This window comes from Paenibacillus sp. EKM10P (assembly GCF_011800655.1).
Classification (GTDB): Bacteria; Bacillota; Bacilli; order Paenibacillales; family Paenibacillaceae; genus Paenibacillus; species Paenibacillus polymyxa.
Map to the genome: position 1 here is coordinate 87,946 of NZ_JAALET010000007.1, position 13,701 is coordinate 101,646.

A 13,701-nucleotide genomic window follows, 5' to 3' on the forward strand; every position below is an offset into this window, starting at 1 on the left:
GAGAGCATGTACTAATGACGATTCCCAAAACACTAACGATAGCCGGCTCCGACACAAGCGGCGGAGCAGGTATTCAGGCGGACCTGAAAACCTTCCAGGAGCTTGGCGTATATGGCATGACTGTATTGACTACCGTAGTTGCGATGGAACCTAAAACCTGGAACCATCTTGTATATCCTGTTGCGTTGGACGTGGTTGAGGCGCAGCTGCGTACTGTATTGGAAGGTATCGGTTTTGATGCAATGAAGACCGGTATGCTGGGTTCCGTAGATATCATCGAACTGGTGGCCAGCTACTTGAAAAAGCATGATCTGAAACGGATTGTGATTGACCCGGTTATGGTCTGCAAAGGCACGGATGAAGTGCTTCAACCGGAAAATACAGAGGCCATGCTGGAATTGTTGATTCCTGGCGCTGACCTGGTAACACCGAACTTGTTCGAGGCTTCGCAACTGGCGAAGAATGGACCGATCACGACACTGGAGCAGATGCAGGAAGCGGCTGCTATTATCCACGAGCGTGGTGCTAAGCATGTACTGATCAAGGACCGTGGCAAAATTCGCGCTGGTAAAGCAATGGATCTGCTGTATGACGGAATCACTTTTGACTGGTTTGAAGCGGATGTTGTACTAACCAACTTTACACACGGTGCAGGCTGTACCACTTCGGCTGCGGTAACGGCTGGTTTGGCACAAGGGCTGACTGTGCGTGAAGCTGTGGATCAGGCCAAGAAATTCATTACACAGGCCATTGAAGGTGGTTTCAAGTTAAATGAATTTGTCGGTCCGACCCTGCATGTGGCACATCGTTTGCAAAATCAATAAAGCATGAAGGGCTGCCATATGAAGGAGACTTATAAATCTCCACCAGACTGTATATATATTGAGGTTACTTTAGATAACGACATCTATGATATATGGAGTTAGCCTAGGCTCAAAAGCCGCAATACATGGTATTGCGGCTTTTGAGGTTGTATTATTTTGGTATTTCAGCTTCCAGTTTGGTCTAATCGTACTGTATAATAGGCATCAGATTTATTACATTAAAGGGGGAAATGAAGCAATGACATTATTCAGCGAAATGGCTTACAGCCGGCCAGAGCAACCTGAAATTGAACAGCGGTTTAAAACGTTGTTGCAGCAATTTCGTGAAGCGGACAGTGTAGAACGTCAAAATGAAGTTATTCATGCGATTAACAAGCTGCGCAGTAATGTGGAAACGCAATTGCAATTGGTGGAAGTTCGGCACTCCATTGATACGGAGGATGCCTTTTACAAAGCGGAGCAAGAGTACGCTGATGATTTCATGCCGGTTATTCAGGAGTATGTAACCGATTACTACCGAGCATTGGTGGATTCTCCATTTAGAGCTGAGTTGGAGAGCCAATGGGGCAGCCAGCTTTTCAGTATTGCCGAGGTAGCGCTCAAGTCGTTCCATCCGGATATCATTGAGGATTTGCAGCAGGAAAATAAGCTGACCTCGGAATATGCTCAATTGATTGCCTCAGCGAAGATCCCGTTCGAGGGGGAAGAACGCACATTGTCTCAGCTCCTGCCTTTTGAAATGGCAACCAATCGCGAGACCCGCAAACAGGCCTCCGAGGCCAAATATCAATTTATGAGTGAGCATGAGGACGAGCTGGACCGGATTTATGATGAATTGGTGAAGGTACGCACACGCATGGCGCACAAGCTGGGCTATAACAATTTCGTAGAATTGGGCTATGCCCGCTTGGGACGTACAGATTACAATGCAGAGATGGTAGCCAATTTCCGCGAGCAGGTGCTGAAGCACATCGTTCCTGTGGCAACCAAGCTGAAAGAGCGCCAACGCGAGCGGATCGGAGTAAATCAGCTTCGCTATTACGACGAGGGCTTCAACTTCTTGTCAGGCAATCCTACGCCAAAAGGCGATCCGGACTGGATTCTTCGTAATGGAGCACGTATGTATGAGGAGCTTTCACCGGAAACACATGAATTTTTCAGTTTTATGGTTGAGCGTGGACTGATGGATTTAATCAGCAAAAAGGGTAAGCAAAGCGGAGGCTACTGTACATTTTTGAGCGAATATGGCACGCCATTTATTTTCTCCAATTTCAATGGGACATCCGGTGATATCGACGTATTGACTCATGAAGCAGGTCATGCCTTCCAGGTCTATGAAAGCCGACATTTTGAAATTCCCGAGTACCACTGGCCGACCATGGAGGCGGCTGAAATCCATTCGATGAGTATGGAGTTTTTCGCATGGCCTTGGATGAAGCTGTTCTTTGAGGAAGACACGGACAAATATCACTTTGAACATCTATCTTCAGCGCTGCTGTTCGTACCTTACGGTGTAGCCGTAGACGAATTCCAGCATGCTGTATATGAACATCCGGATTGGACCCCGGCCGAACGTAAAAGTGCATGGCGTTCCATTGAACGCAAGTATAAACCGCATCTGGATTATGAAGGCAACGAATACCTCGAAAAGGGTGGATTCTGGCACAAGCAGGGACATATTTTTCAATCTCCGTTCTATTATATTGACTATACGCTGGCACAATTATGTGCATTCCAGTTCTGGAAGCGTATGGGCGAAGACCGAGCGGCAGCGTGGGAAGATTATTTGAAGCTGTGTCGTGCCGGAGGAAGTCGATCTTTTACCGGATTGGTTGAGCTGGCTGGACTGATTTCGCCGTTCCAAGATGGCTGCATCGCCTCTGTGATCGGAGAAATTGAAGCATGGCTGAACAGTGTGGATGATAAGAAGCTGTAAGTACAGCCAAAAAGGGCATTTCGCTTGCCTCTCAAAGCTGGAAAGCTTCTAGATGAGATGCTTTTTTAAATGAAAATAGAGCAATTACACGAAAAAAGCCGGGAACCTCTACATGATGTAGAAGTCCCGGCTTTGTGTCATTTTAGAGCCAATATAACTTTATTCATGTTTGATGTTGAGCGGCTTGAGATTGGCTTCAATCGATGCGCGGCGCGGCTCCAAGAATGGAGGCAATGCCAGAGATTCGCCCAAAAACTCTAATTCCTCGTCGGTGTCAAAGCCGGGTCCATCGGTAGCCAATTCAAACAGAATGCCATTTGGCTCACGGAAGTACAAGGAACGGAAATAAAAGCGATCTACAAAACCAGAGTTGGAAATTTGCAGCTGCCCAATACGGTCTACCCACTGTTTGAGCTCTTCCTCGGTTTCAACACGGAAAGCGACGTGATGCACACTGCCGCGTCCTGGTCGCTCTTGTGGCAGATCGTTGCGCTCTTCCAGATGAACTTCAGTTCCTGTACCGCCTTCACCTGTTTCGTAGATAACCACATCCGGTTGTCCGGCAACAGGGGAAGGGTAGGAACCTTTTTTACGGAAGCCCATCACTTGTTCAAGAATAAGAACGGTATTCTCCGCTTTGGGAATGGTCAGATGAACCGGACCAAGTCCAACGATGCCGTATTCCGCAGGAACAGGGCTTTTCTCCCAGGGCGTACCGCCGCGCACTCCGTTGTCATGCTCATCTGAAACGAGGAAGAAGCGTTGTCCTTCAAAATCCTCGAACGAGAGCGCCAAGCGTCCTGCTTGATCTATAATTTCACCATGCTTCACATCCAGCTGCTCGAAGCGGTTTTTCCAATAATTCAACGCCTTGTCGTTCGGTACACGCAGAGAGAGCGCTGAAATACTGTTATTGCCTGTACGCGTTTGTCCCGCATGTGGAATTTCAAAGAAAGTGACTTCCGTACCCGCGGTTCCGCGTTCATCTCCATAAAAGAGGTGATACACACTAACATCGTCCTGGTTCACCGTTTTCTTGATCAACCGAAGTCCCAATACCTGAGTATAAAAATCAACATTTTTAGCCGCTGCCGCTGTAATCGCTGAAACGTGATGCAATCCTAACAGTTTCATATTATTTGCCCTCCTTGGTTTTTATATGATTAGGTTTTTCAAAGCAAAATAAACCGGCGTCGTAAATTTTTTCTTTATATTTAATATCTTGATATTAAGATATATTATTTTTGATTGTTTGTCAACATGAATTGCGATCTTGCTACAATACAGTTTCTTGATGGACAAAAATTGAATTCGAAATAATGCAAAAGCAGATACAATAAAGGATCATATAACCCGACATAGAAATGAGCATTTTATGATAAAGGGGTGTACTTGATGTATACAGAAAAGTATTTAACGATTAGACCTGTTACGGAAGAAGATTTATATGCGCTTTGGACATTAACTTACAAGGAAGAAGCACCAGAATGGAAGCAATGGGATGCACCTTATTATGACCATAAGACACTTTCTTTTGATGATTATTTAAAAGAGAAGGAAAAGCGAATCGGGCAAGATGACTTTTGGACCATTGAAGTGGAAGGCAAGGTCATTGGATCTGTGAGCTACTATTGGGAGCATCAGCCTTCGCAATGGCTTGAAATGGGAATAGCTATCTATGATTCGGGGGATTGGAGCGGTGGCTATGGTACGAGAGCACTTCGATTGTGGATCACGCATTTGTTTAATACATTGCCTTTAGTAAGAGTAGGTTTTACAACCTGGTCAGGAAACCAGCGGATGATGAAGGTTGGAGAGAAGCTGGGCATGACCCTGGAAGGCAGACTACGCAAATGCAGATATTATAATGGAAAGTATTATGATTCGATCCGAATGGGGCTTTTACGGGAAGAGTGGAGTCGTAATGTTCTGTGAAAAAAACCTTTCTAGTCATAAAAAGATGACCTCTGAATGTGATCAGGAGTCATCTTTTTGACGCTCATAGGTATTTTGCTTGCTTATTTTTAGGTGCAACTACTCTGATTCTCGAAGTCGCTCCACAATACTTTGTTTGTTATTCATAGAATAGACTGCTACTGGTATCAGTATCCCAAGCAAGAACAGTAAAGGCAACAAGACCAGAAGTGGCCAAAGTATAAAGTGATAGCTTAAAAGCCATAGCAAGCTGCAAAACGGTTTTACAATCAAAAGAGAAAATAAGACTGCCAATAGAATAGAGGTCAGGCTAGTGGCGAAAACATAATACAGTCCTTCATAAATCAGCATTCCCCGCAATTGCCGTTTAGTCATGCCTATGCTCTGCAACATAGCAAATTCATTGCGCCGGGTCAGTATGCTGGTTAAAATCGCATTTACAAAGTTCAGGATACCTATCAGGCCAATAATCAAGCTAAGCGTGCCACCGATCAACTCAACAGTGGTTTGCATACCTGATAAAGCGTCCTTTGACGTAATTTTGGATTCGTAGTTCATCATCGGTTCGATTGTTTCAGTATAGCGCTTCAAAAAGCTCTGCATTGACGCTTCCTGATTTGAGGATACATTAAAGGCGTAGCTCATCACAGCAGGCTCTTTTACAAGTGATTTGTATATTTCCGCCGGGAGGTAAAAGCTATTATAGCTCGAAAGGCGATTCGAATTGGTGGATTTGATACCCACATGACCAAGCACTGTAAACTTTTGTGTAATATACTCTCTACCCAATGGAGCATCATCTACTGTTCTCACATAACTATGCAAAGTAACGGTTTCGCCCACTTTATGATGAATGCTTTCCATGTAAGGCTTGTCGTTATCGTTCAGTTCGACTCCCTCCAGGATATACTTACCGGAAGCTAGTTTCTTAAAATCAAGCTCGCCATCAATCAATTGCAGCCGATGCAAGGGTAAATCTTCGAGCCCATACACGTCTACAAGGAAGTTGCCGCGAGCGTCAGTGTTCTGGGTATCATCCGTGATTCCCTTTGTATTCTCGGCCGTGAAAGCTGTTGGGTCACCGTACAATCGACCGCCTTCTTCGAAGCCTGGTTGTGCCTGTACAGCCTTAATAAAACTTTCGGTGGTCCCATTTTCTTGCCCACTAAAACTGGTGGGAACCTGGAAATATTCAGCATGGGCAATGAGAAAATCGGTATCATTAAATTTGGCTAAAAATTTATCCATATCAAAGCTCTGGGATAGTGTGAAGGCAGTGTTCAGAAGGACCAAGCTTAAAGAAAGACTTATAACCACTAAAACAGTGCGTTTTTTATTACGCCCCAAATTGGAACGAGCCATGAGGTGGATTTTTGCACCTCCGGTTGATATTTTCAGCTTACCATTGCTCTTGTTTACTCCACCTGTGTATCTGACTGCTTCTACCGGCGATACGGACGAGGCAACTCTGCCTGGCTTGAAAGTGCTGATCATTACGGTAATGAGGGCGAACAAAGCCGATCCTATAAAAATCCATGGGTTGGGGGATACCGATACCTCGGTACCGTTATATATACTCATATTTATGATAAAAGGCACGAGCGATTTACCGACAAAAAAACCTGCTATCAATCCGATCGGGATTCCTAGCGCTGATAGAATCAGTGCTTGTCTGCGAATAATCCGGCGTATCTGCTTGCGGCTTGTACCGATCGTCTTTAAGAGACCGTAAAAACGGATATCTCGCATCACTGATATTTGGAAAATATTATATATAATCAAATAACCAGTAAACATGATCAGTAACAGGGCAGAAGTTAACGCTATGATGGTCTCTGTATCTAAACTAAGATTAGTCGAGATGTATGCCCAATTTACATTATTCGCGATATAGTTCGGTGCATCTTCGTCAAGTGAATAACCGCTTTCGGTAATCACTTTATTGAGCTTTCCTCGCAAATCAAAACTGTTGTCGAACATCATATATGCACTAATGGTTCCTGTATGGAAGTGATCTTTTTTATAGTTGCTTTGTAATTCCTTGGCATGAGCATCCACATATGATTTGGAGGCCAATATTTGTCCTGCGCTAAACACAGGATCGCTTTTCCACCAGCCAGAGAGGACAAAATCACGCTGTACTTCTTTACCTCGTATGTTAAGCTTTAGACTCAGAGGTGCTCCAATTTTCAGTGGAACATCCAATAGCTGCAACGTCTTGGAGTCTGCAATCACTTCGTTTTTCGCCACAGGCTTGTGCCCCGCATTAAGTTCAATTAAACCGAGCTTCAACCCTACATCATCGTAATACCAGAATTCCGTATGGCGTTTTAGGAAGCTATCGTTTTTAACTCCGTCGCTTAATATACGGTTATAAGCAATTTCCTTGATCAATGGATGATCCTTGACATGATTAAATTCATCATCCGTTATATATTTAAGTACGGCATGTCCATCTCCACCGGACTGTCGCATAGTTGCCCGTTGTAAGTTTTCAACAGCACCGAGCCCCAAGGTGTACAACGTTGTAAATAACAATGAAGTGAGAGCTATGGCAACAATGGCAAAGAGGTTACGGGCTTTGTTTACTTTGAAGCTCTTATCTGCCAGATTACGGATCGTCTTTTTATTTCTAACCTGAATCATTTGCCTTCACCACCGACCATTTTACCGTCCTCAATCCGTATAATCCGGTCTGCCATTTGCGCAATTTCCTCGTTGTGCGTAATCATCACCATCGTTTGTTGGAACTGTTGACTGGATACTTTGATGAGCCCCATCACATCCAGACTGGTTTTACTATCCAGGTTTCCAGTGGGTTCATCTGCCAGGACAATGGCGGGTTTGGCTGCCAGTGCTCTGGCAATGGCTACACGCTGCTGCTGGCCTCCTGAAAGATGGTTGGGCAGATTATTCAGCTTATGGTCAAGGCCCAAGGTATGTACAATTTTATCTATGTGGGTTTTGTCCGGTTCTTTACCATCCAGTTCAATAGGAAGCACAATATTTTCGTAGACATTTAAAACAGGCACTAGGTTGTAATTTTGAAATACGAAGCCAATTTTCCGTCTGCGAAATATAGTCAATTCTTCATCTTTCAATGTGAAAATATCTTTACCGTCAATCGTAACGTTTCCACTTGTCGGACGATCGAGTCCACCCAGCATATGGAGAAGGGTAGATTTGCCGCTCCCGGACGTACCGACAATGGCCACAAATTCTCCGCTTTCCACCTCCAGGTTCACCCCATCTAGGGCATGAACAGCAGTATCCCCGTTACCATAATACTTCTTCAACTCCTGAGTTTTTAACAGAGTCATTCATTTCTCCTCCATGAAAAATAGTCTGTATCACCATACTTCGCAATACAGACTTTACCATATGAATCTTTCTACAATCTTTCTGAAATCTAACAGTGTTGTAAGAATTACTTGTCTATGGGGAGAAAAATCGAGAAGGTGGAACCACTGCCGCGGCGTGACCATAGTTTGATGTATCCGCCCCCAGCTGAAACAATTTCTCTTGTTAAAAATAGTCCAATCCCGACACCTTCTTGCGAGATTACAGTTTGTGATCGATAGAAACGCTTGAAAATCTTGCTGTGTTCTTCTTCTGCAATCCCAATGCCATTATCAGTAATATCAATCCGGCAGAATAAATCGTAAGCACTCACTTTAATAAATATATTCCCGCTCATTTCTGTATATTTGACGGCGTTATCCAAAATATTATAGATTGCCTCAACCGTCCATTTTAAATCAAAAGAAGCCTGAATTTCTTTACTCCCCATAGTAATCGAAATCCCTTTAGCGTTTGCCTTCGGCATAATTTGCTCCAGTGCAGTGGTTAGTAGCCTTTGAACTGACTCCTGCCTTGACGACAATTTGATAATCCCTGTTTCAAGCCGTGATGTTTTTACTAAGGAATGGATCAGGAAATGAAGCTTTTCGGCTTGTGTGGATAAAGCTTTTACACAAGTGGAACCTTCCGGTGGCAAATCATATTCACTAAGCAGTTGTGAGTAGAGGAGGATATTAGCAATAGGGGTTTTCGTTTGATGCGAGATATCAGAAATAAGCTCGTTTATTTTATTTTTTTCTGCCAACAAATTTTTCGAGGAAACGGAGCAAATGGAAAGAAATTGCGCAAGCTTGGCCTCTACTGCTGATAAGACGGATTCGTCAAAAACGCGCTCTGAAAACTCGCCACTAATTGCAGCTTCAATCATATGATCCATAGTTTTCATTGTTTTATGTACGTTCTTACGATAGAGAAGAATGGTAACCCCGGCTATGAAAAGAGCAGTAATAGCAATTCCAAAACACGCATAATTCAGGATCGTCATTCATTTCACCGCCCAAGTGTAGCCGATACCGTACACAGTCTTAATGTACAGAGGAGAGGAAGGATGGTCCTCCAGCTTGTCACGTAGCCTTTTTATGGTGACTGACAACGCATTTTCGCCCACATACTCAGCGCCATCTGTCCAGATGCTGTCTACCAAATGATCACGCGAAACGGTATTTCCTCGATTGTTGATTAGGATGCGCAACAATTTTTGCTCCGTTTTACTTAGTTCAATAGGTGTACCATTCTTAATAAATTCCATTCTCTCGAATGAAAAAGAAAAATTGTCTAGCTGAATGGAGTCCGCAAGCGAGTATCTGGATTTCTTTAGCTGAACACCAACCCTTGCTCTCAGTACCATCAGACTGAAAGGCTTGGTGATGTAGTCGTCAGCACCCAGCTCAAGACCAGTGACAATATCTGTTTCCATATCATTTGCTGTCAGAACGATGACGGGAATCATTGTTTTTTTTCGTAAATGGGTTAAAAGATCGAGTCCATTCCCATCCGGCAAGTTTATATCAAGAATCACTAGGTCAAAGGTAGTGACGTTCAATTGCTCTTTTGCAGCAGCTATGTCATACGTTTGCACAAATACGTTGTTAGGTTCTTTGAGGGCAAGAACAATACCGTTACTCAAGGCGGTATCATCCTCGACAATTAATATGTGATTCATCATTCTCCTCCTATTTTTTTAATTCATCAAGTTAATGAATCTCGAATTCCAAGAATTGCTTACAGTAAAAATGAGAAACGGGTAATCCTAAATCTTCCATCCCTATTTTACAGGATATTGCTCTTATTCGCTCATTCACTCTTCAGACTATTCAGGTTTTGCTAACACCTTTTTTGACATGGCTTATTCATTGCAAAAAATTTGACAGATACAATATCACTGATATAATTTATCCTAGTTGTTTTGATAATGATTATCATTATTGGAGGGGAGGACAGGGCCGAAGCTTGGTACAGGTTATTGGACAGGCTCCCTTAGTTAGAAATGAAATTGCGCTATTTAATACTGGCTTTTATCGTACTGGCCTTCGCCTCGGTGTTTATCGGTGTGCATGATGTAACTCCACTTGATTTGTTCCACTTATCCAACGATCAAGCGCAGGTGCTCCTGATTAGCAGATTCCCACGTTTGGTCAGCATCATTATCGCAGGGGCGAGTATGAGTATTTGCGGGCTCATCATGCAGCAGCTTACCCGGAATCGGTTTGTTTCGCCGACCACCGCAGGCACGATGGATGCGGCACGATTAGGTGTGCTGATGGCTATTATGGTGTTTGGAGCGGCAGGATTTTGGACGAAGATGCTGACGGCTTTTGGATTTGCTCTAGGGGGAACCCTGGTTTTCATGAAGATACTGGATAAAATCCGTTTTAAGGACCCGGTATTTATCCCGCTTGTCGGTTTGATGTTTGGAGGCATTTTAAATTCGGTGACGACTTTTTTTGCTTACAAATACAATCTGATTCAGGGCATTTCTTCGTGGATGCAGGGGGATTTTTCTCTCATTATGAGTGGTCGCTACGAAATGCTGTATCTCAGTGTTCCTTTGGTCGCGTTGGCGTACATATATGCGAACCGTTTTACAATTGCAGGCATGGGTGAGGATTTTGCAGCCAATTTGGGCGTACATTACAAGCGCACTGTCAATGTTGGTTTGGTGATCGTGGCTTTGGTGTCCTCTGTTGTCATCTTAACTGTCGGGACGATTCCCTTTTTGGGACTGGTTGTACCCAATCTGGTCAGTATGTACATGGGGGATAATCTGAAAAAAAGCCTAGCACATACAGCAATCTTGGGTGCCGTGTTTGTGCTGTTTTGCGATATTTTGGGACGGGTGATCATTTACCCATATGAAATTTCTGTAGGGCTTACGGTTGGTGTAATCGGGAGCGCGTTGTTCTTGTATTTGCTGCTGAGGAGAAGGGCTTATGAATCCTAAATTAAAAATCGGAATATTAGCCGCTGCCGCGCTTGTGTTGATTGCTGCTTTTGTGTTTATAGATCTTCCGCACACCTGGCATTACGCGCTGCCACGACGATTGAAAAAGGTCGCAGCCTTCATTCTGACCGGTGGCTCCATTGCTTTTGCAACTGTTATTTTCCAGACGGTCACGAATAACAAGATTTTGACCCCGGGTATTATCGGGCTGGATTCACTGTATATGCTGATTCAGACGACATTAATTTTTGCATTTGGTTCCGTCCCGCTGATTTCGACCAGCAAAGAATTAAACTTTTTGCTGTCGGTGGGGATGATGGTGCTGTTCGCGGGATTGCTATACAAGTTAATTTTCCGCAAAGATGGACGGGGAATTTATGTGCTTTTACTGATCGGTCTGGTGTTTGGGACACTGTTCAACAGCCTGTCTACCTTTATGGAGGTGCTGATAGATCCGAACGAATTTGCGAAAATTCAGGACAAGAGCTTTGCCAGCTTTAGCAATGTAAACACCGAACTGTTATGGCTTTCTGTATTCGTGCTCGTGCTCGTATTTGCTTATGCGTGGAGATTCATTAAGTACCTGGACGTGCTGTCGCTCGGACGGGAGCATGCGATTAATTTAGGTCTCCCTTACAGTTATATCATCAAAAGATTGCTGATTATTGTAGCGATTCTCATCTCCATATCCACGGCACTTGTTGGACCGATCACATTTCTCGGATTAATTGTGGCCAATGTGGCTTATCAGGTGATGAAGACGTATCAACACCGTTATATAATTCCGGCCTCCATCTTTGTTAGTGTTATCGCATTGGCAGGATGCCAACTGCTGGCAGAGAGAGTATTCGACTTGTCGACAACAGTCAGCGTCATTATTAACTTTATCGGGGGGGTGTACTTCCTGTACCTTTTGCTGCGGGAGAATAAATCATGGTAGAAGTCAAAAACGTAACCAAACGCTACGGGAATAAAAATGTGGTGGAGCAGGTATCCGTCACTGTACCTAAAGGCACCATTACCTCCTTTATTGGTCCTAATGGCGCTGGAAAAAGCACCTTGTTGTCGATGATTAGTCGCCTAACTGACAGTGATGAGGGAGAAATCCTGATTGACGGGCAGGCCGTGAGCCTGACGAAAAGTGAGGAACTAGCCCGGAAGATATCCATTTTAAAACAGACCAATGATGTCAACATCCGCTTAACCGTAAAGGAGCTGGTCAGCTTCGGCCGTTTTCCGTATTCCAAGGGCAGATTGAACAGCGAGGATCGCAAAATGGTGGAGCAGGCTATGGCTTACATGGGATTGGAGGATATGAAGGACAAGCATATTGATTTGCTCAGTGGAGGACAGCGGCAACGGGCTTTTATTGCTATGATTCTGGCACAGGACACGGAATACATCCTGCTGGATGAGCCGCTGAACAATTTGGATATGAAGCATTCGGTTCAGATTATGAAGACGCTACGCAATTTAGTGGATGATCTGGGCAAAACGATTCTGGTGGTGCTTCACGATATTAACTTTGCTTCCTGCTATTCGGACCATATTGTCGGGATGAAGAATGGTAGATTGCTAAAACAAGGAACGGCTGACGAGATGATAGATAGTCAGGTATTAAAAGATTTGTACGATATGGATATTCCGATTCAACAGATCGGTGATCATAAAATTTGTGTGTACTTCACTTAGGGGGAATGTAAAATGAAGAAAAATTTGATGTTTTTAACACTGATGCTTGCATTGGTACTGATCGTATCGGCCTGTGGCAAAGCGGCTCCGGCAACACAAGAAGCGACTGGGAACGGCTCCTCGACTGCAACAACGGAATCCAAAACCGTCTCGGTCAAACACGCACTCGATGAGAATCCAGTCCAAGTCAAAGTTAATCCGAAAAATGTCGTTGTTTTTGATTTTGGTTCATTGGATACGTTGGATAAGCTAGGAGTAGACGTTGCGGCGGTAGCGCAGCAGGATCTTCCTACGTATTTGAGCAAATATAAAGATTCCAAATATGCAAGTGCGGGTACGCTGTTTGAGCCGGATTATGAGAAAATCAGTGATCTCTCTCCTGAACTGATCATTATCGGCGGCAGACAAGCTGATGCATATAAAGAGTTGAGCAAGATTGCACCGACTATTTCGATGGCTGTAGACACCAAGGATTATATCAATTCCTTTAAGAAAAACGTTGAAACCTTGGGTCAAATCTTCGATAAAGAGGATGCTGCCAAACAGGAACTGGCTGCGATTGATAGCTCCATTAAGGCTGTACATGACAAGGCGGTAGCGAGCAAGGCTAAAGGCTTGATCGTACTGACGAACGAAGGAAGCCTGAGCGCATATGGCTCACAATCCCGCTTCGGTATCATTCATGATGCTTTTGGCGTAACTCCTGTAGATCCTGACATTAAAGTATCCACGCATGGACAAAAGGTTTCTTTTGAATATGTACAGCAAAAAAATCCAGATTATATTTTTGTCGTTGACCGTGGGGCTGTGGTGGTCGAGGAAGGCAAGGAACAGGTTACAGGTAAACAAACCATTGAGAATGAACTGGTGAAGAAAACCAATGCATATAAAAATGGACATATTGTATACCTTGATCCTAACTACTGGTACCTGTCAGGTAATGGTCTGGAATCCGTATCTGAAATGATCAAGGAAATAGATGCTGCACTGTAATGCATACATTCACATCATGG

Annotated in this window: 12 protein-coding genes; 7 read left to right on the forward strand and 5 right to left on the reverse strand. The window is 43.9% G+C overall.

Annotation, left to right across the window (positions count from 1 at the left end):
• Positions 1 to 14 precede the first annotated feature (14 nt).
• Both thiD and HFE01_RS17190 read left to right on the forward strand, forming a co-directional pair.
• Positions 15 to 824, forward strand: coding sequence for a bifunctional hydroxymethylpyrimidine kinase/phosphomethylpyrimidine kinase (gene thiD, locus HFE01_RS17185; RefSeq protein WP_107734526.1), 810 nt, complete (start codon positions 15 to 17; stop codon positions 822 to 824).
• Positions 825 to 1,062: 238 nt separating this feature from the next.
• Positions 1,063 to 2,760: a M3 family oligoendopeptidase gene (locus HFE01_RS17190; RefSeq protein ID WP_102997609.1), complete on the forward strand. Its 1,698-nt coding sequence runs from the start codon at positions 1,063 to 1,065 to the stop codon at positions 2,758 to 2,760.
• Positions 2,761 to 2,919: 159 nt separating this feature from the next.
• On the opposite strand, the gene HFE01_RS17195 is transcribed toward HFE01_RS17190, so the two are convergent.
• On the reverse strand, positions 2,920 to 3,894 hold the full coding sequence (locus tag HFE01_RS17195) for a ring-cleaving dioxygenase (protein ID WP_167438571.1): 975 nt from the start codon (positions 3,892 to 3,894) through the stop codon (positions 2,920 to 2,922).
• Positions 3,895 to 4,155: 261 nt separating this feature from the next.
• Between HFE01_RS17195 and HFE01_RS17200 the strand changes: the two genes are divergently transcribed.
• Complete coding sequence (locus tag HFE01_RS17200) at positions 4,156 to 4,695, forward strand: GNAT family N-acetyltransferase (protein ID WP_107734527.1); 540 nt, start codon at positions 4,156 to 4,158, stop codon at positions 4,693 to 4,695.
• A 99-nt stretch (positions 4,696 to 4,794) separates the two neighbouring features.
• Here the strand turns inward: HFE01_RS17200 and HFE01_RS17205 are convergent, their stop codons facing one another.
• From HFE01_RS17205 to HFE01_RS17220, 4 genes are all read right to left on the reverse strand, one after another.
• Positions 4,795 to 7,341 (reverse strand): ABC transporter permease, encoded by a 2,547-nt coding sequence (locus HFE01_RS17205; RefSeq protein WP_107734528.1) that lies wholly within the window; start codon positions 7,339 to 7,341, stop codon positions 4,795 to 4,797.
• A complete protein-coding gene (locus tag HFE01_RS17210) occupies positions 7,338 to 8,015 on the reverse strand; it encodes an ABC transporter ATP-binding protein (RefSeq protein ID WP_017425557.1) in 678 nt (225 codons plus the stop codon). Before HFE01_RS17210 ends, HFE01_RS17205 begins: the two co-directional genes overlap by 4 nt.
• 107 nt (positions 8,016 to 8,122) lie before the next feature.
• The gene (locus tag HFE01_RS17215; RefSeq protein ID WP_107734529.1) at positions 8,123 to 9,040 is read right to left on the reverse strand and encodes a sensor histidine kinase; all 918 of its coding nucleotides are present in this window, start codon (positions 9,038 to 9,040) and stop codon (positions 8,123 to 8,125) included.
• A complete protein-coding gene (locus HFE01_RS17220; protein ID WP_107734530.1) occupies positions 9,041 to 9,718 on the reverse strand; it encodes a response regulator transcription factor in 678 nt (225 codons plus the stop codon).
• A gap of 324 nt (positions 9,719 to 10,042) precedes the next feature.
• On the opposite strand from HFE01_RS17220, the gene HFE01_RS17225 reads away from it, so the two are divergent.
• From HFE01_RS17225 to HFE01_RS17240, 4 genes are read left to right on the forward strand one after another with little or no spacing between them, the layout of a single operon-like run.
• Positions 10,043 to 10,996 (forward strand): ABC transporter permease, encoded by a 954-nt coding sequence (locus HFE01_RS17225; protein WP_019688644.1) that lies wholly within the window; start codon positions 10,043 to 10,045, stop codon positions 10,994 to 10,996.
• Positions 10,986 to 11,936 (forward strand): iron chelate uptake ABC transporter family permease subunit, encoded by a 951-nt coding sequence (locus HFE01_RS17230; protein WP_164964932.1) that lies wholly within the window; start codon positions 10,986 to 10,988, stop codon positions 11,934 to 11,936. Before HFE01_RS17225 ends, HFE01_RS17230 begins: the two co-directional genes overlap by 11 nt.
• Complete coding sequence (locus HFE01_RS17235) at positions 11,930 to 12,688, forward strand: iron ABC transporter ATP-binding protein (protein WP_031462259.1); 759 nt, start codon at positions 11,930 to 11,932, stop codon at positions 12,686 to 12,688. Before HFE01_RS17230 ends, HFE01_RS17235 begins: the two co-directional genes overlap by 7 nt.
• Before the next feature lie 12 nt (positions 12,689 to 12,700).
• On the forward strand, positions 12,701 to 13,681 hold the full coding sequence (locus tag HFE01_RS17240) for a siderophore ABC transporter substrate-binding protein (RefSeq protein ID WP_031462258.1): 981 nt from the start codon (positions 12,701 to 12,703) through the stop codon (positions 13,679 to 13,681).
• The last annotated feature ends 20 nt before the right edge of the window (positions 13,682 to 13,701 follow it).